The 25,333-nt window shown below is 69.8% G+C and carries 24 protein-coding genes; 13 read left to right on the forward strand and 11 right to left on the reverse strand.

What is annotated here, in order from left to right:
- Positions 1-3 precede the first annotated feature (3 nt).
- The 6 genes from ACYQ78_RS00210 to ACYQ78_RS00235 are packed head-to-tail and all read right to left on the reverse strand — an operon-like array spanning position 4 to position 6,426.
- The gene (locus ACYQ78_RS00210; RefSeq protein ID WP_459798561.1) at positions 4-1,950 is read right to left on the reverse strand and encodes a DUF6807 family protein; all 1,947 of its coding nucleotides are present in this window, start codon (positions 1,948-1,950) and stop codon (positions 4-6) included.
- Positions 1,947-3,005 (reverse strand): mandelate racemase/muconate lactonizing enzyme family protein, encoded by a 1,059-nt coding sequence (locus tag ACYQ78_RS00215; protein WP_459798562.1) that lies wholly within the window; start codon positions 3,003-3,005, stop codon positions 1,947-1,949. Before ACYQ78_RS00215 ends, ACYQ78_RS00210 begins: the two co-directional genes overlap by 4 nt.
- Positions 3,002-3,856: a 5-dehydro-4-deoxyglucarate dehydratase gene (locus tag ACYQ78_RS00220; RefSeq protein ID WP_459798563.1), complete on the reverse strand. Its 855-nt coding sequence runs from the start codon at positions 3,854-3,856 to the stop codon at positions 3,002-3,004. The genes ACYQ78_RS00215 and ACYQ78_RS00220 overlap by 4 nt, the downstream gene beginning before the upstream one ends.
- A gap of 1 nt (position 3,857) precedes the next feature.
- Entirely contained in the window at positions 3,858-4,739 is an 882-nt protein-coding gene (locus ACYQ78_RS00225; RefSeq protein ID WP_459798564.1) for an NAD-dependent epimerase/dehydratase family protein, read from the reverse strand.
- Positions 4,739-5,548, reverse strand: coding sequence for a carbohydrate ABC transporter permease (locus ACYQ78_RS00230; protein ID WP_459798565.1), 810 nt, complete (start codon positions 5,546-5,548; stop codon positions 4,739-4,741). Before ACYQ78_RS00230 ends, ACYQ78_RS00225 begins: the two co-directional genes overlap by 1 nt.
- Positions 5,545-6,426 (reverse strand): carbohydrate ABC transporter permease, encoded by an 882-nt coding sequence (locus tag ACYQ78_RS00235; RefSeq protein ID WP_459798566.1) that lies wholly within the window; start codon positions 6,424-6,426, stop codon positions 5,545-5,547. The genes ACYQ78_RS00230 and ACYQ78_RS00235 overlap by 4 nt, the downstream gene beginning before the upstream one ends.
- A gap of 139 nt (positions 6,427-6,565) precedes the next feature.
- Between ACYQ78_RS00235 and ACYQ78_RS00240 the strand changes: the two genes are divergently transcribed.
- From ACYQ78_RS00240 to ACYQ78_RS00260, 5 genes are all read left to right on the forward strand, one after another.
- Positions 6,566-7,561 (forward strand): LacI family DNA-binding transcriptional regulator, encoded by a 996-nt coding sequence (locus tag ACYQ78_RS00240; RefSeq protein WP_459798567.1) that lies wholly within the window; start codon positions 6,566-6,568, stop codon positions 7,559-7,561.
- Positions 7,539-8,480, forward strand: coding sequence for an aldose epimerase family protein (locus ACYQ78_RS00245; RefSeq protein WP_459798568.1), 942 nt, complete (start codon positions 7,539-7,541; stop codon positions 8,478-8,480). Before ACYQ78_RS00240 ends, ACYQ78_RS00245 begins: the two co-directional genes overlap by 23 nt.
- Before the next feature lie 77 nt (positions 8,481-8,557).
- Positions 8,558-9,364, forward strand: coding sequence for a 5-dehydro-4-deoxy-D-glucuronate isomerase (gene kduI, locus ACYQ78_RS00250; protein ID WP_459798569.1), 807 nt, complete (start codon positions 8,558-8,560; stop codon positions 9,362-9,364).
- A complete protein-coding gene (locus ACYQ78_RS00255; protein ID WP_459798570.1) occupies positions 9,361-10,113 on the forward strand; it encodes an SDR family oxidoreductase in 753 nt (250 codons plus the stop codon). Before kduI ends, ACYQ78_RS00255 begins: the two co-directional genes overlap by 4 nt.
- Before the next feature lie 12 nt (positions 10,114-10,125).
- Positions 10,126-10,890: an IclR family transcriptional regulator gene (locus tag ACYQ78_RS00260; RefSeq protein WP_459798571.1), complete on the forward strand. Its 765-nt coding sequence runs from the start codon at positions 10,126-10,128 to the stop codon at positions 10,888-10,890.
- A 60-nt stretch (positions 10,891-10,950) separates the two neighbouring features.
- Here the strand turns inward: ACYQ78_RS00260 and ACYQ78_RS00265 are convergent, their stop codons facing one another.
- Positions 10,951-11,907: a sugar kinase gene (locus tag ACYQ78_RS00265; RefSeq protein WP_459798572.1), complete on the reverse strand. Its 957-nt coding sequence runs from the start codon at positions 11,905-11,907 to the stop codon at positions 10,951-10,953.
- A gap of 46 nt (positions 11,908-11,953) precedes the next feature.
- Here ACYQ78_RS00265 and ACYQ78_RS00270 point away from each other — a divergent pair, with 46 nt between their 5' ends.
- Positions 11,954-12,139, forward strand: a complete 186-nt coding sequence (locus ACYQ78_RS00270; protein ID WP_459798573.1) for a tautomerase family protein — start codon at positions 11,954-11,956, stop codon at positions 12,137-12,139.
- A 9-nt stretch (positions 12,140-12,148) separates the two neighbouring features.
- On the opposite strand, the gene ACYQ78_RS00275 is transcribed toward ACYQ78_RS00270, so the two are convergent.
- A complete protein-coding gene (locus ACYQ78_RS00275; protein ID WP_459798574.1) occupies positions 12,149-13,633 on the reverse strand; it encodes a sodium:solute symporter family protein in 1,485 nt (494 codons plus the stop codon).
- 181 nt (positions 13,634-13,814) lie between these two features.
- On the opposite strand from ACYQ78_RS00275, the gene ACYQ78_RS00280 reads away from it, so the two are divergent.
- The 7 genes from ACYQ78_RS00280 to ACYQ78_RS00310 all read left to right on the forward strand — a co-directional run bounded on the left by ACYQ78_RS00280 (position 13,815) and on the right by ACYQ78_RS00310 (position 22,028).
- Positions 13,815-15,266, forward strand: coding sequence for a pectate lyase family protein (locus tag ACYQ78_RS00280; protein WP_459798575.1), 1,452 nt, complete (start codon positions 13,815-13,817; stop codon positions 15,264-15,266).
- Between the two features lie 279 nt (positions 15,267-15,545).
- A complete protein-coding gene (locus ACYQ78_RS00285; RefSeq protein WP_459798576.1) occupies positions 15,546-18,065 on the forward strand; it encodes an FtsK/SpoIIIE family DNA translocase in 2,520 nt (839 codons plus the stop codon).
- Between the two features lie 59 nt (positions 18,066-18,124).
- Positions 18,125-18,850 carry a helix-turn-helix domain-containing protein gene (locus tag ACYQ78_RS00290; protein ID WP_459798577.1) on the forward strand — a complete coding sequence of 242 codons (726 nt, stop codon included), beginning with the start codon at positions 18,125-18,127 and terminating at the stop codon, positions 18,848-18,850.
- A gap of 29 nt (positions 18,851-18,879) precedes the next feature.
- Positions 18,880-20,286: a 30S ribosomal protein S12 methylthiotransferase RimO gene (gene rimO / locus ACYQ78_RS00295; protein WP_459798578.1), complete on the forward strand. Its 1,407-nt coding sequence runs from the start codon at positions 18,880-18,882 to the stop codon at positions 20,284-20,286.
- Positions 20,287-20,339: 53 nt separating this feature from the next.
- Entirely contained in the window at positions 20,340-20,924 is a 585-nt protein-coding gene (pgsA, locus tag ACYQ78_RS00300) for a CDP-diacylglycerol--glycerol-3-phosphate 3-phosphatidyltransferase (protein WP_459799726.1), read from the forward strand.
- Positions 20,921-21,418 carry a CinA family protein gene (locus ACYQ78_RS00305; protein WP_459798579.1) on the forward strand — a complete coding sequence of 166 codons (498 nt, stop codon included), beginning with the start codon at positions 20,921-20,923 and terminating at the stop codon, positions 21,416-21,418. Before pgsA ends, ACYQ78_RS00305 begins: the two co-directional genes overlap by 4 nt.
- A gap of 253 nt (positions 21,419-21,671) precedes the next feature.
- On the forward strand, positions 21,672-22,028 hold the full coding sequence (locus ACYQ78_RS00310; protein ID WP_030450836.1) for a helix-turn-helix domain-containing protein: 357 nt from the start codon (positions 21,672-21,674) through the stop codon (positions 22,026-22,028).
- Here ACYQ78_RS00310 and ACYQ78_RS00315 read toward each other — a convergent pair.
- The 3 genes from ACYQ78_RS00315 to ACYQ78_RS00325 all read right to left on the reverse strand — a co-directional run bounded on the left by ACYQ78_RS00315 (position 22,025) and on the right by ACYQ78_RS00325 (position 25,230).
- Complete coding sequence (locus ACYQ78_RS00315; RefSeq protein WP_459798580.1) at positions 22,025-22,804, reverse strand: DNA-formamidopyrimidine glycosylase family protein; 780 nt, start codon at positions 22,802-22,804, stop codon at positions 22,025-22,027. The two genes, ACYQ78_RS00310 and ACYQ78_RS00315, sit on opposite strands and share 4 nt — an antisense overlap.
- A gap of 155 nt (positions 22,805-22,959) precedes the next feature.
- Positions 22,960-23,427, reverse strand: coding sequence for an RrF2 family transcriptional regulator (locus ACYQ78_RS00320; protein ID WP_061294310.1), 468 nt, complete (start codon positions 23,425-23,427; stop codon positions 22,960-22,962).
- A gap of 51 nt (positions 23,428-23,478) precedes the next feature.
- Positions 23,479-25,230, reverse strand: a complete 1,752-nt coding sequence (locus ACYQ78_RS00325) for an endonuclease/exonuclease/phosphatase family protein (protein ID WP_459798581.1) — start codon at positions 25,228-25,230, stop codon at positions 23,479-23,481.
- Between the last annotated feature and the right edge of the window lie 103 nt (positions 25,231-25,333).

Raw genomic sequence — 25,333 nt, forward strand, 5'->3', positions numbered from 1 at the left:
TGTCTACCTTTCTCGTTGGATGTCCCCGATGTCTGTGACCAGAGCGGCGGCCTCGTCGGGCGTGAGGCGGCCGTCGGCGATGATGGTGACGACCCTGCGAGTCAGCTCGCGCTCGACGACGAGCGGAACCTCCCAGGCCAGGGCCGGTCCGGCGCCCGGATATTCGTCGACGCGGACGAACCACGGGTCGGTGTCCTGGACGAAAACCAATGTCCAGAGATCGCTGGACATTGCGAGCCAGGGGGCGCGACTGCCGTGGGGCTCGTCTCCGAGAGCGGTGAAGGCCGTCCGGTTCGGCGCGGAGCCGGGTGCCCGCCAGAAGAAGCCGCCGTATCCGGCTCCGGCGCGGCCCTTGGTGGCGGAGCTCTCGATGGTGAGCGGCTCGCCGGTGAGGTTCGTCAGGGTGAACTCCACGTCGAGGGCCCAGCCCCGGCGCAGCGGGTGGGCCGTGACCGAGCGGCGTTCCTCGATGAGGTCGAGGCCGTCGACGCCCGTCCAGCGGAGGGTCTCGGTGAAGGCGCGGGCGTCGCGGCGGGTGAAGGCGACGTGGTTCTGGGTGCCGTGGTTGTCGAGCCAGGTCGGGCCCCGGTCGCGCACGTAGGTGCGGCCGCCCCAGAAGTTGCGGCCGGACACGTCGGCGACCGCGATCGAGGCGCCCAGGTGGTGGACGTGGTCGGCCGGGTTGACCTCGGTCACCGGCACGCCGTTCAACGTGCGCACGGGATGGAGGTAGGGGCGGGGCGAGAGCGTGGTGGCCAGTTCGGGGCGCCAGTTGTACTCGGCGACGGGCCGGTCGGCCACTTCGAGGACCGCCCGAGCGGCGGCCCAGGGGACGTCCAGTTCGGAGAACAGCGCCAGGTGCTCGGCGCTGCGCGCGGTCAGGTTGGCGACGCCGGGGATGGTCCGGCGGTCGGGGTCGATCTCCTGGTATTCGTCCGGGATCGGCAGCGGGTCGGGCGCGAGCCGGATCTCCTCCAGCACCCGCATGAACGCGCCGGTCTCCGTCAGCGGCACCAGCAGCGGCGCGTCGCCGCGTACATGGGAGATGAGGTTCTCCAGCAGGTCGGCGCGGGCGTAGGTGGTGGTGGACACGCCCCGTGCTCTGCTCTCCACCCGCACCTGGTCCATCGTGTACGTCAGCGTGATGCGCCCCTCGGTGCCGTGCACGGTCACGTAGGGCTCGTGCCTGCGGTCGGCCGTCAGGGTGACCGCGATCGTGATCGGCGGCCCGTCGGCTAATCGGATGCGCAGGCAGGAGGTGTCGTCGGCCTCGATCGGGTTGGCGTGGAACAGCTCCGCGTCGATCCCGGCGACGTCCTCGGCCAGGCCCTTGCCCGCGACGGCCAGGGCGGTGGCGACGGCGTGCGCGAACGGGTTGGTGAGGGCGCCGTCCATGACGTCGACCCGCCCGGCGCGGCGTTTGCCCGCCCACGCCGAGCGGGTGAAATAGGCCGAGGGGCGCTCCCAGGCACCGGCGACGCCGATGCCACGCACCCGGCCGATGACGCCCTCGGAGACCAGGCGGCGGATCGCGGGGATCGCCGCCGAGCCGAGACTCTGGAACCCCACCTGACAGGCCAGGCCGGTCCGCCGGACGGCCGCCTCGATCTCCCGGAACCCGGACATGGTCGAGGCGGGCGGCTTCTCCAGCAGCAGGTGAGATCCGGCGTCCAGGGCGCGGATCGCCAGGTCGCGGTGGGTGTGGATGGGGGTGACGAGGATGGTCACCTCGGCGCCGGTCCGCTCCACCAGTTCGCCGAGGTCGCGGGACTGCTCGGGGCGGCCGAGGCCGCGCAGCAGGCCGGGTTCGATGTCCCGAACGTCGCAGACGCCCGCCAGCCGGACCAGCCCGCCGTCGGTCAGCCGCCGCAGGTTCTCCAGGTGCCACCAGCCGTGGCCGTAGGCGCCGGCCAGGACCACCGGGATGGTGCGCGTCGTGGTGCCGTTCATCGTTGACCCTCCAAGGTGGGAAAACGCAGGCCATGACCGAGATGGGCGCCCACCCGGGCCCCGCCGGGGCCGAGCTCGACCGGGGGCGGCCCGTCGAGGAGGCCGAGCGCGGCCAGGGACGCGTCCTCGACGTCCTCGACCATGCACGGCAGCGGGAGCGCCAGGGCGAGCTGCGCCGACAGGTCGGGCAGCAGATGGGGGAACGTGGGCACGCCGTGGATCCGGGCCAGCTCGGCGATCCGCAGCAGCGGCGTGATCCCGCCGACCCTGACCACATTGGGCTGGACGACGTCGGCGGCGTCCAGCAGCCTCGCGAAGTCGTGGATCGTGGACAGGCTCTCACCTGCGGCGATCGGGACGTTCACCGATGCGCGCAGCCGCCGGAGCCCGTCGATGTCATCGGCGGGGAGGGGCTCCTCGACCCAGTACAGACCAAAGTTCTCCAGTTCCCTGATGGCCGTGCGAGCCTGGAAGAGGTCCCACCGCTGGTTCGCGTCGACCATCAGCAGGGTGTCCGGCCCGATGACCTCACGGACGGCGGCCACCCGTTCCACGTCGTCGTCGCGCCCGACCTTGATCTTCACGGCCGGGTAGCCGATCCAGCGCCGGGCCTGTTCGACGAGCTCGTCGAGCGAGTAGTGCCTGTTCACACCACTCGCGTAGACCGGCACGGTGTCGCGGCGGCGTCCAAGAGCGTCGACGAGCCCCAGGCCCGACGACCGGGCGTGCAGGTCCCACAGGGCGATGTCCACCGCCGCCATGGCGATGGTCGTGATCCCGCCGCCACCGGCCTCGCGCAGGTGCCGCCACAACAGGTCCCAGACGACCTCCGGGTGGGGCGGCAGCCCCTTGATATAGGTGGATATGTCGTGATCGAGCAGGGCGGCCACCGCCGCCGCTCCGATCGAGGGGGTCCAGGAGAACCCGGTGCCGGTACGCCCGTCGTCCAGGACGAGCGTGCAGGCGATCACGTGGTTGTACGGCACGTCGGGCCCCCACGGCCGGGGCAGCGCTGCCCGCAGCGGGAGCGTGTGCAGGCCCGCGATCCGCGTCATGTCAGATCGAGTCCAATCTTGATGAGACGGTCGAGTTCGGCCAGGTCGTCGGGGGACAGATCGGTCAGCGGCGGCCGGACCGGCCCGGCGTCGAGGCCGCGCAGCCGCACCCCGGCCTTGACCAGCGAGACGGCGTATCCGGCGACCTTCGACCGCAGCTCCACCAGCGGCACGTAGAACTCGTTCAGCAGCCGCTCGTTCCCCCGGCCGTAGGCCACCGCGATCTCCGGTGCGAAGGCGAACACGGCGGAGCTGTACAGCTCGACCCCGATCGCCCGGTAGGCGGGCATGGTCAGCTCGGCCGTCGGCAGCCCGTTGAAGAAGGTGAAGTCGCGCCCGTCCATCGCCCGCACGATCCGCTGCATCCGGTCGATGTCGCCGACGCCGTCCTTCAGCCCGACGACCCCGGGGACCTCCGCCAGGGCGAGCACCTCGGCGGGCGACAGCACCAGGTGGTCGCGGGCGTAGAGGATGACCGGCAGCCCCTCGGCCGCGACCGCTCGCACGTAGTCGAAGTAACGGGGACCTTTCGTGTACGGCGGGAGCAGAAGCAGACCGTCGGCCCCGGCCTCCCGGGCGTTGCGGGCATGCCGGAGCGCGGCACCCAGGGGACCGCCCGCCCCGGCGAACAGAGGTGCCCGTCCGTTCACGGTCTCGGCCGCCACCCGGACGACCTGGGCGTGCTCGGCCTCGGACAGGGAGGCGAACTCGCCCGTGCCGCAGGCGGCGAACACCCCGCCGGGCCCGTGGGCCAGGCCGCGGGACAGGTGCTCGGCCAGCACGTCTCCGGCCACCCGCCCCTCGGCGTCGAAGGGGGTGACGGGGAAGAAGAGAACCCCGCTGAGGTTCATTTCAGATGTCTCCCATCTCGGTACGCCAGCTACGTTTGGCCTGCCAGCCGAGCAGTCGCCCGGCCTTGGCGGCGGAGAAAGCGGGGGAGGTGCCCGTCAGCCCGGCCGCGAACGCGGCGGTCGACGGGATCACCTGGGGGAGCAGGTCGGCCAGCGGTTCCCTGGCGAGTGCGTCGGCCGCCCCGGCGAAGAACACCTCGCCGCTGGGCACCTCGTGCATCCGGTCGACCAGGGTGAGCACCAGGTCGGAGGCGTCGCGCGCGTCGACGTAGTTGAACAGCGACACTCCGGCGACGTCCGGCCGGTCGAGGCGCTCGCGGATCGTGTGGCCCGACTGGGTCGGCGCGCCCTCCCACTCTTCGGGGGCGACCACGAAACACGGCCGGATCGCCGCGAAGTGGGTGGCCGACGACCTCGCGAACGACGCCATAACCTGCTCGGCCACCAGCTTGGACACCGAGTAGGCGTTCCAGGGCCGCGCCGGGTGGTCTTCGTCGATCGGCAGATAGGACGGCGTCCAGCCGCCGGGCGCTCCGTAGCCGATGACCGTCGGGCTGGAGGCCACGACGACCCTGCCGACCCCCGTGCCGGCCGCCGCCTCGCACACGTTGAACGCCAGTTGCGTGTTCACGCGGAAGGTCAGCCCGTCCGTACGGGAGAAAGGCGTCGCGACGGCGGCGAGGTGGACGACGGCGTCCGGCCGGAACCGGGTCATCACCCCGAACGCCTCGCCCAGATCGGTGAGGTCGGCCGGGAGCCACACGGCTGGCGCGGGAGTCCCCGCGACCGTGTCGATCCCGATCACCTCGTGGCCCGCGTCGGCCAGCGCCACCACCACGCTGCGCCCGAACCGCCCGGCGCTACCCGTGACCAGTACTCTCATCAGCCCTTCACCGCCCCCGCCGACAGGCCCTGCACGAGATAGCGCTGGATGACCGCGAACACGAGCACGACCGGCACCGCCGCGACCACGCCTCCGGCCGCGAGCGCCCCGAAGTCGGCGCTGAACTCGCCGATCGTGAACGCGAGCCCGACCGGGAGCGTGAACTTGTCCTGCTCGTTCACGAACATCAGCGCGAAAAGGAAGTTGTTCCAGGAGTGGATGAACGCGAACGACCCGACCGCCACCAGCGCGGGCCGCAGCATCGGCAGCACCACCGCGAAGAAGCCGCGCAGCCGCGAGCATCCGTCGACCCAGGCCGCCTGTTCGAGCTCGACCGGGACGTTCTTGACGAACCCGCTGATCAGGATGAGCGACAGCGGGAGCTGGAAGACGGTCTCGGCGATCACCAGCGCCCACAGCGAGTTGACCAGGCCGAGCGTGCGGAAGATCTCGAACAGCGGGATCAGCATCATCGCGCCCGGGATGAACTGGGTGCACAGCATGCCGACCAGGAACGCCTGACGGCCCCGGAAGTCGTAGCGGGCCAGCGCGTAGCCGCCCGCCAGGGCGATCACCGTGGTGGAGATGAGCGAGGCCACGCCGACCAGCAGTGAGTTCTGGAAGAAGATCGAGAACCCCATGCCGGTCCACACGTGCTCGAAGTTCTCCAGCGTGACCGGCCACGGCAGCAGCGAGTTCGAGCCGCGCGGCCGGAAGGCGAACACCACCATCCAGTAGAAGGGGACCAGCGTGAACAGCAGATACAGGCCCAGGGGCACGTAGATCTGCCAGCGACTCACCCGGTTCATGTGCGGGCTCCGAACTTGCTCAGTCTCAGGTAGACGATCGAGAAGAAGGTCAGCACCACGAACGCGGCCGTGGTCAGTGCCGAGCCGTAGCCGAAGTCGTGCGACTGGATCGCCTTGGCGGCCACGTAGAGCGGCAGGGTCGTCGTCTGGTGGGCGGGACCGCCGCCGGTCAGCGTGTAGAGCAGGTCGACGTTGTTGAACTCCCACACCGCCCTGAGCAGGGTGGACAGGATGATGGCGTCCTTCAGGTGGGGGAGCGTGATGTGGAAGAACCGCCGTAACCGGCTGGCGCCGTCGACGGACGCGGCCTCGTACAGCTCCCCTGAGACCGTTTGCAGGTCGGCGAGCAGCAGGATCGCGAAGAACGGCACCCCGCGCCACAGCTCCGCGACCACCGCGGCGGTGAACACCGTCGACGGGTCGGCCAGCGGCGCGGTGTCGTAGGTGCCGATGCCGAGGTCGGCGAGGTAGCGGAAGATCCCGGTCGAGGGGTTGTAGAGCAGGATCCAGATGCCGGTGGTGAGCACCCCCGACACGGCCCACGGGGAGAAGACCAAGGCGCGCGAGATCGCCCGTCCGATGAAGGATTCATTGACGATGAGCGCCAGCGCGAGCCCGAACAGCAGTTGCAGGACGACCTCGACGACCACCCATTTCACGCTGAACCCGAGGCTCTGCCAGAACAGCGGGTCCTCGAACAGCAGGACGCGGAAGTTCTCCAGGCCCGCGAAGCCGTTGTCCCAGGGCTGGGTGACGTCGTAGTGCTGCAGGCTGTAATAGATCACGCTGCCCATCGGGTAGACGAGAAACCCGAGCATCGCGACGACCGCCGGGGCGATCAGGACATAGGGGGTGCGCGGCGACCGTGCGACACGCATGGCCGTGACTCCTTAGCGGGAGCTGATAGGGAGTGACACTGCAACCGGTTGCACGAAACATTCCCTTCACTCGCAAGAAACGTCAAGGGGTCAATTTCTACGGCTTGACATGGTTGCAACCGTTTGCATTAATTTCCCCGTGGCAGCAACGATCCGTGATGTGGCGCAGATGTCCGGGGTCCATGTATCGACCGTCTCGCGCACGTTCTCGGCGCCGCATCTGGTCAACACCGAGACCAGGAACAGGGTCCTGGCGGCGGCGGAGGATCTCGGCTACCGCCCCAACCGGGCCGCCCGCGCGCTCACCACGGGCCGCACCCACAACCTCGGCCTGATCGTGGCCGACATCGCCAACCCGTTCTTCTCCCATCTGATCAAGGGCGCCCAGGCCCATGCCCGCACCCGCGACTACCACGTGTTCGTCGCCGACACCGACGAAGATCCGCAGGTCGAGGAAGAGCTCATCCAGACGCTCGCCAAGCAGGTCGACGGCGTGCTGCTGTGCTCCCCGCGGCTGTCCAACCGGGTGATCGAGAAACTGCGCGAAGACGTGCCGTTCGTCGTGGTCAACCGGCGGATGAAGGGCATGTCCAACGTCCTGATGGACGTCGGCAGCGGCGCCCGCGAGGCCATCGCCCACCTGGTGTCGCTCGGCCACTCGCGCATCGCCCTGCTGGCGGGGCCTGCCGGGTCGTGGACGTCCAAGGAGATCACCGAGGCCGCCCGGTCGGTGCCCGGCATCGACCTGACGGTCTTCGGCCCCAACTCCCCGACCGAACACGGCGGCCTGGCGCTGGCCGAACAGGTCGCCTCGGCCGACGTGACCGGCGTGCTCGCCTACAACGACCTGATGGCGATCGGCCTGGTCGAGGGCCTGACCGAGCTCGGCGTCGAGGTGCCCGAGCGGGTCAGCGTGGTCGGCATAGACGACATCGTGGCCGGGCGGGTCAGCCGGCCCAAGCTGACCACCGTCGCGATGCCGGCCGTGGCCGCCGGGCGTACCGCCGTCGACCTGCTCCTGCAACTGGTCGGCGCCGGAGAGACGGCCGCCCCGGCCCTCGCCACGCTGGCCACCAACCTGATCATCCGCGACTCGACGGGACCGGTGAGGCATGAACTTCGGACAGACCCCTGAGGGCGAGAAGGTCGAACGCCATGTCCTGACCGGCGGCGGCCTGACCGCCGCCGTGCTCACCTACGGCTGCGTGATCCAGTCGCTGGAGGTCGACGGGGTCAACGTGGTGCTGGGCTGCGACACCCTCGACGACTACCGCACCAGAAGCCGCTACTTCGGCGCGGTCGTCGGCCGCTACGGCAACCGCATCGCCGAGGGCCGCTTCGACCTCGACGGCATCAGCCACCGCCTGGCCCGCAACAACGGCACCGCCGCGCTGCACGGCGGGGCGCGCGGCTTCGACAAACGCGTCTGGGCCGCCGAGGCGTCGTCGGATTCGATCACCCTGCGCTACGTCAGCCCCGACGGTGAGGAGGGCTACCCGGGCACCCTGTCGGTCGCGGTCACCTACACCCTGGCCGACCGCGCCCTCCAGATCCTGTACGCCGCCACCACCGACGCCCCGACCGTGCTGAACCTGACGAACCACAGCTACTTCAACCTGGCGGGGAGCGGTGACGTCCTCGGTCACGTGGTGACGATCGACGCCGACGCGTACACCCCGGTCGACGAGCACAAGATCCCCACAGGGGAGCTCGCGCCGGTCGAGGGCACCCCGTTCGACTTCCGGCGGCCGTGCGCGGTCGGCGCCCGCATGGGCGGCGCCTACGACCACAACTACGTGCTCAACCCCGGCGGCCGGATGAGGGTCGAGTGCGGCGACCGGGTCATGGAGGTCACCACCGATCAGCCGGGCGTGCAGTTCTACGCCGGGGGCATGCTCTCGCCCGAGCTCACCCCCTATGGGCCGTTCTCCGGCCTGTGCCTGGAGACCCAGCACTTCCCCGACTCCCCGAACCGGCCCGGCTTCCCGCCGGTCGTGCTGCGGCCCGGCGAGGAGTTCGTCTCGCGCACGGAATACCGCTTCCCCTCCCGCTGATCGCTCTCTTATGCTCTCGGTTGTTCCATGTAGCGGTTTCTTCTTCTGTCTTATGGAATCAGGTGGAGGGTTGAGAGATGGACGTCCGGCACGCCACCGCCCCCGACCAGATCCCCGGCATGACGACCGAGCGCCTCCGCGCCCGGTTCCTGGCGGGTGACCTGTTCCGCCCGGGGGAGGTCCGGCTGCTGTACTCCCACGAGGACCGTCTCGTGCTCGGCGGCGCGCTCCCGGCCGCCGGGCCTCTCACGTTGCCGAGCCCGTCGGCGCTGGGCTCGGCGACCTTCCTCGAACGCCGCGAACTGGGCGTCGTCAACATCGGCGACCCCGGCACGGTGACCGTCGACGGCACCGTGTTCGACCTGGCGCACCAGGAGGTCCTGTACGTCGGCCGGGGCGCCCGCGACGTCGTCTTCGAGGGCGGCGCCTTCTACCTCGTCTCCACCACGGCCCACGCCGACCATCCGACCACCCTGTCGAAGGACCCCGAACCGGTCGCCCTCGGCGGGCCGGAGGGCGCCAACGAGCGGGTGATCCACAAGCACATCCACGCCGGCGGGATCCAGAGCTGTCAGCTGGTGCTCGGCGTGACGGTGCTCGCCCCCGGCAGCATGTGGAACACCATGCCCTGCCACACCCACCACCGCCGCACCGAGGCCTACCTCTACTTCGGCCTCGGCCCCGACGACCGCGTGATCCATCTGATGGGCGAGCCGTCCGAGACCCGCAACCTGGTGCTCGCCGACCGCGAGGCGGTCATCTCGCCGCCGTGGTCGGTCCACTGCGGTTTCGGTACGCGCAGTTACGCCTTCGTCTGGGCGATGGGCGGCGAGAACCAGGACTACCAGGACGTCGTCCCAGTCGCGATCGGCGACCTGCGGTGAACCCGTTCTCCCTGGAGGGCACGACCGCGCTGGTCACCGGGGCGCGGACCGGCATCGGGCGGGCCATCGCCGTCGGGCTGGCCCAGGCAGGGGCCGATCTGGTGCTCCACGGCCACCGCGACGACCTCGACGAGGTCGAGGCCGACGTGGTCGCACTCGGCCGCAAGGCCCGGCGCTGGGTGCTCGACCTGGCGGCGCCGGAGGCGATCGCCCCGGCCGCCGCCGAACTACTGGCTTCGGTGCGGGTGGACGTGCTGGTCAACAACGCCGGCATCATCAGGCGCGCCCCGGTCGCGGAGCACTCGTACACGAGCTGGAGAGAGGTTCTCGACGTGAACCTCGACGCCGTCTTCCTGCTGTGCCGGGCGTTCGGCGTCCCGATGCTGGCCCGGGGGAACGGGAAGATCATCACGCTCGCGTCGATGCTCTCCTTTCAGGGCGGCGTGACCGTCCCCGGCTACGCGGCGGCCAAGCACGGCGTCGCCGGGCTCACCAAGGCGCTGGCCTGCGAATGGGCGCCGTCGGGCGTGCAGGTCAACGCCATCGCCCCCGGTTACGTCGCCACCGCCAACACCGCCGCGCTCCAGGGCGATGCAGAAAGGGAGCCCGCGATCCGCGCCCGCATCCCCGCCGGGCGGTGGGGCACCCCCGAGGACATCGCGGGCGCCGCGGTGTTCCTGGCGTCGTCCGCCTCCAATTACGTCAACGGTCATGTTCTGGCCGTGGACGGCGGCTGGCTGGCCCGCTAGTAGGCTCAGGGCGTGGTCAGGGAAGGCAGTTCCATCGACAAGGCGCTCGCGGTTCTCGAGGCGATCGCCGAGCATCACCGGATCACCGACATCGCGGCGGCCACGGGCGTCTCGAAGTCGACGGTGCACCGCATCCTCCAGTCACTGGTGGAGTGGGGCTTCGCCCGCACCGACGGCAACGGCGGCTACGAACCGGGCCCCCGCATCCTCACCCTGGCCGGGCGCGTGATGAGCCGCTTCGACCCGGCCCGCCAGGCCGCCGGAGCCCTGCGCAGCCTCCACGAACGCACCGGCTTCACCACCCACTTCGCCATCCGCAGCGGCGACGAGGCCGTCTACGTCGAGAAACTCGAAGGCCGCCGCCCCTACCAGATGCCCTCACGGGTCGGCATGAGCCTGCGCCTCCACTCGACCGCCATCGGCAAGGCCGTGCTGGCCCAGCTCGACGACGACGAGGTGCGCGGCATCGTCGCCCGCACCCAGCCCATCAAGCTCACCCCCCAGACCCTCACGGGCGAAGAAGAGCTGCTCACCCACCTCGTCGCCGTCCGCGCGGTCGGCTACGCGATCGACGACGAGGAGAACGTGCCCGGCATCCGCTGCGTCGGCGCGGCCGTCTTCGACCACACGGGCCAGGTGCTCGGCGGCATCTCCATCTCCACCCTCGCGATGGACCTGGAGCCCGAGGCCCTGAAGGAACTGGCCTCCGACGTCGTGTCGGCCGCCCGCGAGGTGTCCCTGGCTCTGGGCGCACCGACGACCCTGACCCGGCGCTGAGAGACTCGCGCCGGGCCAGGTCGCTCCGGCGTCTTCGCCCTACGCCGGAACCGTGATCTTTCAGCCGCCGCCGACCGGGTCTCCCAGCAGGTCCTCGATCTCGGCCGCCGCCGCGACTCGGCCCGTGCCGCCGCGTCCGGCCAGGGAGAGTGAGGCCGCGGCGGTGCCCGCCCTCACCGCTTCGGGCAGGGAGGCGCCCCGGGCCAGCCAGGCGGCCATGGCGCCGGTGAAGTTGTCGCCCGCGCCCGTCTGGTCGACCACCAGGCGCGCGGGGACCGCGGGTATCTCGTGCAGGACGTCGCCGTCGGCCAGCAGCACCCCGTCGGCGCCCATGGTCACGGCCACCGAGGGGGCGCCGAGTTCGCGGAGCCGATGGGCCGTTTCGACCGGATCCGCCGAGCCCACCAGCGCGAGACTGTCGGCCGGGGCTGAAAGTTTCACCACCGAGGTGTGCGGGGCGACGGCGCGCAGGGTCGCCGCGGCGGCTTCCGGGGCGGTCAGGCGGGCCCGGAAGTTGGCGTCGTAGACGACCTGACCAGTCGCGGTCTCCGAGGCGGTGCGCACCGCCTTCTCACAACTGGCCGACAACGCGGCGGTGATGCCGCTCAGCACCAGCACCCTGGCCACGGCGGCGGGGGAGTCCGCCAGATCCTCATACGACAGACGGGAGGCGGCCGACCCCTGGCGCAGGTAGGCGAAGGCGCGTTCCCCCGACGGGTCGGCGCCCACGGCGTAGGCGCCCGTCGGGCCGGGGCCAGCCGTCAGCCAGCGGGTGTCGACGCCGTGGCCTGCGGCGAAGCGGATCAGGCGTTCGCCGAACTCGTCGTCGCCGAGCCGGGCCACGAGGGCGGTGCGAGCCCCTGCGGCGGCCGCGGCGACGGCCACGTTCAGGGCGTCGCCGGAGAAGGACAGCCGGAAGGTCTCGGCCTCGGTCAGCGGGCGGTCGGCGGAGAATTCGATCAGTGGTTCGCCTGCCACGACCACATCCATGCGCACCTTCTTCTGTTGTTGTTCCATGTAGCGGAATATGGTCTTATTTTACGCAACGCCTAGGGAGGACGTCATGCCCAACATCACCGTGGAACTGTTGTCCGGCCGCACCATGGACCAGCGCAGGGAGTTCGTCGCCGCCGTCACCGAGGCCGCCGTGGACATTCTGAAGGCCCGCCCCGAAGCGGTGCGCATCGTCTTCTGGGAGATCGAGAAGTCCGACGTCGCCAACGGGGGCACGCTGGAGTCCGACCGCTGAACCCGCAGGTCACGTGTGGGCCGGATCGCGATCGTCGCCCAGCGAGTCGATCAGTTCGTCGCGATCCGGGCTGCGCTCGGGGCGCAGGAACCCGACCAGCACGTACAGGACCAGAGACGTGACCAGAGGCACGCCGACCACCACGGCCTGGTCGGTCGAGCCGATGATCCATTTCACGTAGGCCCAGACGCCCAGCCCGGCGGCCCACGACACGATGGCCGCCCACGGGCCGCTGCGGCGGAACCACGGCAGCATGCCCAGCATCAGCGGGATCGAGATCGGGCCCATCGTGGCGGCGACCAGGTCGACCACGATCTTCAGAACCACTCCCTGGCCCTCGGTGGTGATCGCGATCAACATGCTGATCAGCACGAACGCGAAGGTCGTGACGCGGGCGAAGGTGAGCTGGGCCGCGTCGGCCAGGCGGCGCAGGCGGGGCATCAGCACGGGCGCGATATCGCGGGTGATCACCGAGGAGATCACGTTGGCGTCGGAGGAGACCATGGCCATCGTGTGGGAGAAGAAGCCCGCCAGCACCAGCCCGATGATCCCCTGCGGCAGCAGCGTCTGCGCGAGCTTCACATAGGCCTCCTCGGCGTTGGCCAGGCCCGGCACGATGAGCGGCGCCGCGAACATCGGCACGAACAGGATCAGCGGCCAGACCAGCCAGAGCGCGCTGCTCAGCAGCGCGGAGCGCTTCGCGTCGCTGCCGCTCGGCGCGGCCATGTAGCGCTGCGCCAGGTTCCACATCCCGCCGTTGTACTCGAAGGTCTTGATGAACAGCAGCGCCAGGAAGAACGTCACCGTGTACGGCCCCGCGAACGGGTCACCGTGCCCTTCGGGCAGCCTGTCCCACATCGTCCACAGCGTCGGGAGCCCGTCGAGATGGCTCAGCACGGCGAAGAACATCGCGATCCCGGCGACGCCCTGGATGACGAACTGCCCGAAGTCGGTGAGGACGTCGGCCCAGAGCCCTCCGGCCGTGATGTAGACCATGGTGACCAGGCCGGTGATCAGGATGCCCCAGAAGATGGGGATGCCCGCGAACCCGCGTAACAGGATCGCGATGGCCACCCATTTGGCGGCGATGTCGACCACTTTCAGCAGCGCGCCGCTGTAGGCGAGCACCTGCTGGGCCGGCAGGTTGTAGCGCCGGGCCAGGTATTCGAGCGGCGAGGCCACGCCGTGCACCGCGCGCAGCCGGTTCCACCGCGCGGCCCACAGGAACGCCCCGATGCCGACGCCGATGCCGATGGTGAGGGCCCACCACACGTACATGGCCAGTCCGTAGTTGTACGCCACCGCCGCGAACGCGACGAACATGATCGCGCTGTAGCCGGACATGTGGTGCGAGATCCCGGCCAGCCACCAGGGGATGCGGCCTCGGGCGGTGAAGAAGTCGATGACGGTGTGAATGCGGCCCTTGGACCAGACGCCGATGCCGATCATCACGACGAAGTAGGCGGCCAGGACCGACCAATCGAGAGCTGACATGCCTTGGAGATTCCACTACACAGAACGGCGTGTCAACACATAGAAAACTGTTCCATGTCATGAAACTTTCAGCCCTCATTTCCCGTACGCCCACGTCGCAGAGATCGCCAGGACCTCACCGTTTCACTACATGAAACGTGCGCTTATGTTGTGCACCGAATCTGAGAGAGGAGCTTCACACGTGTCCAGATTGAGTGTCAGAGGACGGTTGCTCGCCGTCTTCGGCGCCGCCGTCATGGCCGTCGCCGGTGTGGTCATCCCCTTGGCCACCAGTGCCCAGGCCGCTCCCGGCGCGGGAACCTACTCCGTCGTCAACCGGGGCAGCAACCTCTGCCTCGACGTGCTGAACTTCAGCACGGCCGACAACGCCGGGCTGATCCAGTACGCCTGCACCGGCACCACCAACCAGCGCTTCACCCTCACCGCCCAGAGCGGCGGCTACCGCATCACCGCCGGTCACAGCGGCAAGTGCCTGGGCGTCCAGGACAACAGCAGCTCGGCGGGCAAGGCCATCGTGCAGCAGACCTGCAACGGCTCGGCCAGCCAGACGTGGACGTTCTCGGACGCCTCGAACGGCACCCGGATCATCAACGGCAACGGCGCCAAGTGCGTGAACACGCGCGACAACTCGACCGCGTCGAACGCCGTGATCCAGCAGAACTCGTGCGACAACGTCGTCACCAAGCACTGGACGTTCACCCCGTCGAGCGGCCCGCAGCCGACGCCGACCCCCACGGTCGGCCCCACCCCGACGCCCACTCCCACGGTCGGCCCGCCGCCCGGCGGACTGGTCGGCTGGGCCACCCAGGGCGGCGGCACCACCGGCGGCGGCAGCACCTCGCCCACCACGGTGACCAGCTCGTCGGCGCTGGCCAGCGCGGTCTCCGGCTCCGGCTCCGCGGTCGTGCGGGTGTCCGGGACGATCTCGTGCTCGGGCATGATCTCGGTCGGCTCGAACAAGTCGATCATCGGTAACTCGGGCGCGGTGATCCAGGGCTGCGGCCTGAACGTCTCCAACGCCTCCAACGTGATCATCCGCAACCTGACGTTCCGGAACTGGAACGACGACGGCATCAACGTCCAGTACTCCACTCGGGTCTGGATCGACCACAACACCCTGTCCAACGGCTACGACGGCGCCATCGACATCAAGCGCGCCAGCGACTACGTGACCGTCTCGTGGAACCGCATCTACGACCACGACAAGTCGATGCTGCTCGGCCACGACGACGGCAACGGCTCCGAGGACCGCGGCCACCTGCGGGTGACCTACCACCACAACTGGTTCGACGGCACCGGCCAGCGTCACCCGCGCGTCCGGTTCGGCAACCCGGTGCACGTCTACAACAACTACTACGGCGGCGTGACCAGCTACGGCGTGGCCTCCACCGAGGGCGCGGGCGTGCTCGTCGAGGGCAACTACTTCGAGAACACCGAAGACCCCTACCACCTGGGCGAGGGCGACTCCGGCCCCGGCACCCTGGTGGCCCGCAACAACCACTTCGTCAACTCGGGCACGGGCCAGGCGGGCGGCAGCGTCAACTCGATCCCGTACTCCTACTCCGTCGAGACGGCCTCCAACGTGAAGTCGTCGGTGACCAGCGGCGCGGGCGCGGGACGCATCTCCATCTAGAAGGTCACCCGGTTACCTGACCTGACCGGGCGACAGAAAAGGAAGCGCCGGCCCTCACGGGGGCCGGCGTTTTCTCCTGTACGACCTGGGCGCCGCCCCATCGCATCGGGCTCCGGCGTCGGGGGGAGACCGGCGCCGCTCGCATGGCCGGAGGGTGTGCGGAGCCGTAAAGAAAGAAGGCCTTTCCGCGCACGACGGCGGGGAGGTTCCCGGCGGTGCTTCCGACACGCTCGGCTGCCTTACGTGTTTATGGGGCGCTTGCGCAATACCGTGACCATCATGGCCACCCGTGCGTCCTCCGGTGGGAAGCGGCCGACGTCTCGGCAGACGCCTCGACCCGCCCCCCGCCCGCCCGTCAAGAAGAAGGCGCCACCGCCCCGCCGGAAAGCGGCGCCGCCCAAGCGGCCGATCGGCACCGGGAACGATCCGCTCTCGTGGGTGTTCCTGATGATCGGCAAGCTCGTCGTCGGCATCTGGACGCTGCTCGCCAACGCCATCGGCGGCGCGGCGCGGGCCATCGGCAACGGCGCCCGCGACCTCGACCCGGCCCACCGGCGCGACGGCCTCGGGCTGGCCGTGCTGGCGGGGGCGATCGTGCTGGCCGCGATGACCTGGCGGACGACCAAGGGCCAGGTGGCCATGGTGGTCGACGCGGTCGTGCGCGGCACGGTCGGGTCGCTCTTCTGGGCGATTCCGCTGATCATGGGCCTGATCGCCTGGCGGCTGCTGCGCCATCCCGACCAGAACGGCGAGACGGGCCGCATGCTGATCGGGTTCACCGCACTCGCGGCCGGGATCCTCGGCATCGTGCACGTCGCCCACGGCACCCCCTATCCGGCGGGCACCTCGAACGACGGGATGGACAAGGTCTCGGCCGCCGGGGGCATGCTCGGGTTCATCGTGTCGGCGCCGCCCGACAGCATCCTGCCGTCGTTCATCACGATCCCGCTGCTGCTGATGCTGGCCGGGTTCGGCGTGCTGGTGGTCACCGCCACGCCCATCCACCGGGTGCCCGAGCGGCTGGGCGAGATCAAGGTCCTGCTGTTCCAGAAGCCCTTCGAGGGGTCCGGCGAGAAGAAGCCGAAGAAGAAGCCGGCGCGCCCGGAGCCGGGCGAGCACGTCAAGCCCTACGACACGCCCATCCTGCGCGAGCCGGTGAAAGACCATTCGCCCGAGATCGTCCCGGGCCTGGTCGACGACGTGCCGCTGCCGCCGCCCGTGCCGGCCGACGAGCCGCCGGTCCCGCAGCAGACGATCCCGCCCGAGCCGACCCCGGCGCCGCGCAAGGTCGAGCAGCTCATGCTCTCGCCGCAGGCCGGCCCCTACACGCTCCCCGACCCGCAGATGCTGCGGGCGGGCAGCGCGCCGAAGGCCGAGACCAAGGCCAACAAGATCGTCGTGAACGCCCTGACCAGCGTGCTGGAGCAGTTCGCCATCGACGCCCAGGTGACCGGTTTCACCCGTGGCCCGACGGTGACCCGCTACGAGATCGAGCTCGGCCCGTCGGTCAAGGTCGAGAAGGTCACCGCGCTCACCAAGAACATCGCCTACGCCGTCAAGTCGGCCGACGTCCGGATCCTGTCGCCGATTCCCGGCAAGTCGGCGATCGGGGTGGAGATCCCCAACGTCGACAAGGACCTGGTCTCGCTCGGCGACGTGCTGCGCTCGCAGGTGGCCCAGAACGACCAGCACCCGATGATCGTCGGCCTCGGCAAGGACGTCGAGGGCCGCACCATAGTCGCCAACCTCGCCAAGATGCCGCACATCCTCATCGCGGGCGCCACCGGCGCGGGCAAGTCGACGTGCATCAACGGCCTGATCACCTCGGTGCTGATGCGCGCCACGCCCGACGAGGTGCGCATGGTCCTGGTCGACCCCAAGCGCGTCGAACTGAGCGCCTACGAGGGCATCCCGCACCTCATCACGCCCATCATCACCAACCCGAAGAAGGCCGCCGAGGCCCTCGACTGGGTCGTGGGCGAGATGGACCGCCGCTACGACGACCTGGCCGCCAGCGGTTTCCGGCACGTCGACGACTTCAACAAGGCCGTCCGTGCCGGGGCCCTGACCGCCCCGCCCGGGAGCGAGCGGGTCTACCAGCCCTACCCCTACCTGCTGGTGATCGTCGACGAGCTCGCCGACCTCATGATGGTCGCCCCGCGCGACGTCGAAGACTCGATCGTGCGGATCACCCAGCTCGCCCGCGCCGCCGGCATCCACCTGGTGATCGCCACCCAGCGGCCCTCTGTCGACGTCGTGACCGGCCTGATCAAGGCCAACGTGCCCTCGCGGCTGGCGTTCGCCACCTCGTCGCTGGCCGACTCGCGGGTCATCCTCGACCAGCCCGGCGCCGAGAAGCTGGTCGGCCAGGGCGACTCGCTGTTCCTGCCCATGGGCCAGAGCAAGCCGATGCGGCTCCAGAACGCCTTCGTGTCGGAGAAGGAGATCGCCGAGGTCGTCGGCCACTGCAAGACCCAGATGCAGGTCGAATACCGCCCGGACGTCGCCCCCACGGCCGCGGCGAAGAAGGAGGTCGACGAGGAGATCGGCGACGACCTCGACCTGCTGATCCAGGCCGCGGAGCTGATCGTGACGACCCAGTTCGGCTCGACGTCGATGCTCCAGCGCAAGCTGCGGGTCGGCTTCGCCAAGGCGGGCCGCCTGATGGACCTGCTCGAATCGCGCAACGTCGTGGGCCCGAGCGAGGGCTCCAAGGCCCGCGACGTGATGGTGAAGCCGGACGAACTCGCCGGGCTGCTCGCGGATCTCCGGGGTGGTGACCCCGACGCCACATCATAGTGTTGTTACTGATTGAATGTGACTCACTACACAGCGTCGGGATGGGCGGGGGGCCGCAGATGTCCATCGGTGGAACGATTTCGGAGGCGCGGGAGCAGAGAGGGCTGTCCGTAGCCGACCTGAGCCAGCGCACCCGGATCCGCGAGGCGATCATCGCCGCGATCGAGCGAGACGACTTCTCCGCCTGCAACGGAGACTTCTACGCCCGTGGTCACCTGCGGGCGCTGGCCCGCGAACTGGGCCTGGAGGGCGATGCCCTGGTCCGTGAGTACGACGCCCTGACGGGCGGTCCACGCCCCGGCGTGGGCGCGATGTATCCGATCGACAAGGGCATCAAGCTGCGCGAACGCCGGGCGCCCAACTGGACGCTCGCGATGGCGGTCGCCCTGGCCATCGTGGCCGTGTTCGGCATCGGGCGCATCATGGGCAGCGCGATCAAGGCGCCCGAGCAGCAGGCCGTCAAGGTCAAGTCGGCCCCGGCGGCGGCCAAGGCCGCACCCGCGGCCCCGGCGGTCCCGGCGAAGGCGACCCACGTGACCGTGAAGATCAAGGCGCTCAGCGAGGCCTGGATCCAGGTGCGCGACGCCAAGAACAAGCGCGTCTTCATGGGGGTGATCCCGACCGGGAACACCCGCAGCTTCCGGATCAAGGACAAGGTGAAGCTGACCTTCGGCAACGCGGGGTCGGTGCAGCTCAACGTGAACGGCCAGGACCTGGGCAGCCCGGGCCGGGCGGGGGAGACGGTCCGCAAGACGTACGGGCTCGACATCCCGCGTCCCCGGTAGTGGCAGATCCCCGATACCGTAGCTTCATCATGTCTGCACGCCGAACCGTATCGATGATCACGCTGGGCTGCGCCCGCAACGAGGTCGACTCCGAGGAGCTCGCCGCGCGCCTCGAAGCCTCGGGCTGGGCGCTCGGCGACGACGACCCTGACGTGATCGTGGTCAACACCTGCGGCTTCATCGAGTCGGCGAAGAAAGACTCGATCGACACCATGCTCGCGGCGGCCGACTCCGGCGCCAAGGTCGTCGCGGCCGGCTGCATGGCCGAGCGCTACGGCGCGGAGCTGGCCGGTGCGCTGCCCGAAGCCGCGGCGGTGCTGTCGTTCGACGACTACACCGACATCGGCGCCCGCCTCGACGACGTGCTCGAAGGGCGGGCGCTGACCCCCCACACGCCGCGAGACCGGCGCACCCTGCTGCCCATCACCCCGGTCGAGCGCCACGCCTCGCCCGTCGCGGTGCCGGGGCACGGCGACCTGCCGAGCGGGCTGGCGCCCGCCTCCGGGCCGCGCACGCTCCGGCGGCGGTTGACCGGTGGCCCGGTAGCCTCGCTGAAACTGGCCTCGGGCTGCGACCGGCGCTGCACCTTCTGTGCCATCCCGGCCTTCCGCGGCGCCTACGTGTCGCGGCATCCCGAGGATCTGCTCGCCGAGGCCTTCTGGCTGGCCGACCGGGGCGTGCGGGAGCTCGTCCTGGTCAGCGAGAACTCCACGTCCTACGGCAAGGACCTGGGCGATCTGAGGGCGCTGGAGAAGCTGCTGCCGCAGCTGGCCGTCATCGAGGGCATCGACCGGGTGCGGGTCAGCTACCTGCAGCCCGCCGAGCTCCGCCCGGGCCTGCTCGACGTCATCGCCGGGACCGAGGGCATCGCCCCCTACTTCGACCTGTCGTTCCAGCACGCCAGCAACCCCGTCCTGCGGCGCATGCGGCGCTTCGGCGACCCCGACCAGTTCCTCGGGCTGCTGAAGCAGATCCGCGACCGCGCCCCCGAGGCCGGGGTGCGCTCCAACTTCATCGTCGGCTTCCCCGGTGAGACCGAGGAGCAGTTCGGCGAGCTGGTCGACTTCCTGACCGAGGCCAGGCTCGACGTCATCGGCGTCTTCGGCTACTCCGACGAAGACGGCACCGAGGCCGCCGGGTTCGACGGCAAGCTCGACCCCGACCTGGTCGACGAGCGGGTCGCCGCCCTCAGCGAGCTGGCCGAGGAGCTCACCAGCCAGCGCGCCGAGGAGCGCATCGGCACCGAGCTGTCGGTCCTGGTCGAAGACGACCTGGGCGACGGCGGCTACGAGGGCCGCGCCGCCCACCAGGGTCCCGAGGTCGACGGATCGGTCACGGTCCAGGGCATCGGGCTGGTGCCGGGTCAGATCGTGCGCGCCGTCGCGGTCGACTCGGAAGGGGTTGACCTGATCGCGAGGATCAAGGCTTCGACGTGAGTCAGAGCAACGACCCGCCGCCGTCGGTCGTGGCCGACGACGCCCCGGAACGACTGGTGGTCACCGACCCGGTCGAACCGCCCGCGCCTCCCGTGAGCCCCTGGAACATCGCCAACGCGCTCACGGTCGCGCGGCTGCTGGTCGTCCCCGCGTTCATCGTGTTCCTGTTCGTCGAGGGCACCGGCTGGCGGCTGGCCGCCCTCGGCGTCTTCATGTTCGCCTCGATCACCGACCAGCTCGACGGCTTCCTGGCCCGTAAATACGGCCTGATCACCGACTTCGGCAAGATGGCCGACCCGATCGCCGACAAGGCGCTCATCGGGTCGGCGCTGGTCTGCCTGTCGATCCTGGGTGAGATCCCCTGGTGGGTGACGGTGGTCATCATCGTCAGGGAACTGGGCGTCACGCTGCTGCGGTTCGCGTTCATCCGCTTCGGCGTCATCCCGGCCAGCACCGGCGGCAAGATCAAGACGGTGCTCCAGATCTTCGCGATCGGTTTCTTCCTCGCGCCCGGCCTGCCCGACATCATCCGCTGGGCCACCATGGGCACCGCGATCCTCGTGACGGTGGCCACCGGCGTCGACTACGTTGTGCGGGCAGTGAGGCTCCGTCAGGTGGCCCGGAGGGAACAGGTGTGACCCATTCGACCGCAGCGAAGATCGTCTCCCTGCTCGCGGAGCGGGGTGAGACCTTCGCCGTGGCCGAATCGCTGACCGGTGGGCTCATCGGGGCCACCGTGACGGAGGTGCCCGGCTCGTCGGCCGCCTTCGTCGGCGGGGTGATCAGCTACGCCACCGATTTGAAGGCGAAGCTGCTCGGCGTCTCCGAGGGGCTGCTGGCCGCCGAGGGCGCCGTCCACCCCGGCGTCGCGGCCGAGATGGCCGCAGGGGTCCGTGGCCTCACCGGCGCGACCTGGGCGATCGCGGTGACCGGCGTGGCCGGCCCCGACCCCCAAGACGGGAAACCGGTCGGCACCGTCTTCTGCGGGCTGAGCGGTCCCGAGGGCACCTTGAAAGTCGTTGACCTGCGGTTGACCGGAGACCGTCACTCCATACGTATCCATACGTGTGAGATGGCTTTGGATCTACTTCTAGGTGTGCTACTGACCAATTCGGGGGAACATTCGGGGTGATTACCGCGTTACGTCCCCAGCGAACATGCTCACCATGGTCTGCCGTGGTGTCGCTCGATACAGGTACGGTGGAGCTGTGAGTGAGGTCCGTGAGCCATCGGCGAGGAGTAAGTCCACCGCGCGCCCGGCGCAGGGGCCGAGCGACCCAATGATGACGGCGAGGAGTATGTACGAAGGGCGTGGAAAGAACGGGCGATATGAACCGAAAGCGCGGAGCGTCGTGACGACTCCCGCGCCGGGAAGGGAGCGACAGATGGTCCTGCTGCGTCAGCTTCTCGGCGACGTCCTGCGGCGGCTACGCGTGCGGCAGAGTCGCACGCTGCGCGAAGTCTCCACGCTGGCCCGTGTTTCCCTCGGTTATCTGTCCGAGGTGGAGCGCGGTCAGAAGGAGGCGTCGTCCGAGCTGCTCGCCTCGATCTGCGGTGCCCTTGGCGTGCCGCTGTCGCAGGTGCTGCGGGAAGTCTCCGATCAGTTCGCTCTCGCCGAGCTTCAGCACGCGCCTGTTCTGGCCGACGTGCCCGAGCGTGAGCGCCTGCCCATCACGGAGACCGTGCCCTCCGGGCCGGAGTTCGACGGTTTCCCCGAAGTCAAGGACATGGTGGCCGCCTAGCCCCGCTGGCAGCGCGGGCACCAGTAGATCAGCCGCTCCTGCGGCTGTGACCCCATCTCTTCACGTTCGACGCTCGTTCCGCACACGCGGCAGGGGCGGTGTTCCCTGCCGTAGACGAACAGCTCACGACCCGGTCTCGGGTCGCCGGTCGTGACCGGTCCATGTTCGTCCTTGCCCGCGTCCATCAGGCGATGGGCCGTCTCGGCCAGCCCCGCCACATCCGCCACGTCTCCGGCGCGCCGCCACGGCCAGACCCGGGCGACGAAGAGCGTCTCCGCACGCCATATCGTGCCGATCCCCGCCAGATTGCGCTGGTCGAGCAGTGCCTCCCCGATCGTCCGATCGGGTGCTCTTTGTAGATTCGCCGCCGCCGTTTCGATGTCCCAGTCGGGGCCGAGCAGGTCGGGGCCCAGGTGACCCACGACCTCGTCCTCCCTGGACGTCGGCAGCAGGTCGACCACGCCCAGCTTCGTCCCGACCGCCTGCCAAACGGTGTTGGCCAGCACGACCCGCACGACGTCGCCGCCCCTGAGGGGAGCGCCTGCCTGGGTGATCCGCCAGCGCCCCTCCATGCGCAGATGGGTGTGGAGAGTGACGCCGCCCTCGACCCGGGTGAGCAGGTGCTTGCCCCGGGACGCCGTGGTCAGCACCCGGCGTCCGCGCAGGTCGGCGGTGGCGTAGCGGGGCACGCGGAAGTCGGAGCGGGTCAGCTCACGGTCGTCGAGCGCCTCCCGCAACCGCTTCGCCGCCCGCCAGACGGCATCGCCCTCAGGCATCCGAGCCCCAAGGCTTCACGGCGCCCCAAGGCTTCACGGCGCCCCAAGGCTTCACGGCCCCGGACGCGAGTCGTCTGGACTCGGGCGCCTCGGACCCGAGCGCCTCGGTCGTCGGTTCGCCGGTCGTCGGGAAGCCGGGCATGGAGGTCGGTGTGTCAGACCGGGGCGTTGGGGGAGTCCCAGGCTGATGGGTCGTCGGACAGGTCGGTCACCCGCTTGGGGAGGTCGCCGGTGGCGATCTGGTCGAGGGTGACCTCTTCGAGGATGGCCCGCTCGCTGGCCCGGAGGGCGATCCAGACCTGCTGGAGCGATTGGGCCGCGCCGGTGTAGCCGACGTGTTCGGGCCGCTCGCCGCGGACGTTGGCCAAGGGGCCGTCGACCGCGCGGATCACGTCGGCGAGGGAGATCTGGCTGGCCGGACGGGCCAGCACATATCCGCCCTCGGGGCCGCGCTGGCCGCGGACCAGGCCGGCCCGGCGCATCTGGAGAAGGATGTTCTCCAGGTATTTGGGCGGCATCTCCTGGCCCTTGGCGAGCTCGCCCACCGTGGTCGGGCCGTCGCCGGACGCGGCCAGCTCGGCCGCCGCCCGCAGGGCGTAGTCGACACGCGCAGAAAGTCGCATGTAAACGATTATCCCGCCTGGTTAGGACTGGTTGGCCTCGTACCCCTCTATTCAGTCGACCCGGATTCGCGTCACGACCGGAAGGTGGTCGGAGAACGGCACCCTCGGCGCCTCGGCCGACACGGCGGTGAGGCCCTCGGTGAGCAGAACGTGGTCGATCCGCTTGACCGGATTCTCGGCCGGAGACGTCGGCGGGTCGCCGAAATCCTTCAGCGGGTCGGTCAGGCCGATCTTGGTGAGCAGGGCCTGGAAGGCGGGGTCGGCGGGGGTGAGGTTGAGGTCGCCCGCGATCAGGGCGGGCGGCTCGGGCGTGACGCTGTGCAGGGTGGCGCTCTGGAGTTCCGGCTCCTGGAGGTGGGTGTTGACGATACCGACCGGCCTGCCGCCGACCTCGACCACCACCGTCTGGGCCTGCGCGCCGGTCGGATATCCCTCGGTGACCAGCGGCGCCGACTGGATGTTCCGGATCGGGAGGTTGGTCAGCACGGCGTCGCCCCACAGCTCGTCGGCGGCCGGGGCGAAGTGGAAGTGCATGCCCAGGCGGGTGGCGATGCGGTCGAGGTCGTCGTGGCCGCCGTTGAGGAACCAGCCCCGGTCGACCTCGCTGAGCAGCACGACGTCGGGCTTCTTCGTGGCGGCCCAGTCGGCGATCTCGTCGAGGTCGAGGGTCCCCGTGGTGCCGAAACCCATTCTGATGTTGTACGTGATCAGGGTGAACTCGTCGCGGTCGACCGCCTGCCCGGGGCTCTGGACGACCCACTCCTTGGGGAGCACCCACAGGGCGCCCACCGCCAGCGCGGCGGCCACCACGGGGAGGAGCCGCGGCAGGTCGGGCAGCCGGACGCCCATCCCCGCGACGATGAGGCCGAGGCCCAGCGGGATGGAGGCGTTGTCGATGCCGAGGTTCAGGTCGTAGGTGGCGTAGTAGAGGAAGGTGCCGACGAAGAACAGGATCATGCCGCCCAGCAGCGCGATTCCCGGGCGGCGGCCCGGCGGGCCGTCCCCGGCCACGTTCAGGCACCAGCCCAGGCCGAGGGCGAAGACCGGCAGCGTGACCATCTGGAGGTGGCCGTCCGAGTGCGCGAACCAGGCGCCCGCGCCCATCAGGATCGGCGCGAGCTGGGCCGGATGGCCCGCCACCCCCGCCACGGCCAGCACGACCAGGGCGGCCAGCAGCGTGAGCGTCGGCCAGAGGCGGTCATGGGGGCCGCTTCCCTCGCCGATCAGCGCCGACGGGCCCAGGTACATCCCGGCCAGCAGGATCGCGGGGCCGAGGGCGAACCACAACCGGCCGGGGGCGAGGTCGCCGGCCTGCCGAACGCCCAGCACGGCCCAGGCGAAGGCGGCGGTGATCAACACTGTTGGGATCCACGGCAGGAGGCCGTCGCGCCAGACCAGGTCGATGTGGCCGATCGACAGGTGGAGGGCCTGGGAGAGCGCCAGTCCGAGGGGAAGGGCCGGCCGGATGTGGGATTTCGCCACGAGTTTGGCGGAGCCGTACAGAAAAACGATGGCGGCGGTCACGGAGACGGCGCTCACATACAGCTGGGGGAAACCGCCGTCGGTGGCCTGTAAGGCCACCCGGCCCAGTGCCAGAACTCCGGCGCCGCCTAACAAAGCCCATCGCGGCGGAATGAGAAGTGCCAATAGCGGCAGGACGAACCACAACGCCGCGAAGAGGCCCAGTTGTTCGGGTGGGGTGTCGCCGGCCTGGCCGTAGATGGTGATCAGGGACGGGAGCAGGACGCGGACGGCGTCCATGAACAGGAGCAGGCCCAGGGTCACTGCCGCTACGGGGCGCATGGAAATGATCCTTACGTCCATATGGGAGCGGTATCAAGGTCCAATTTCCGGGAGCCCGTATAGTCGCTAAGCTGGCCGGGAAAGTTTGTTGACAGTTTCGCGG

Source organism: Herbidospora sp. RD11066, assembly GCF_054661255.1.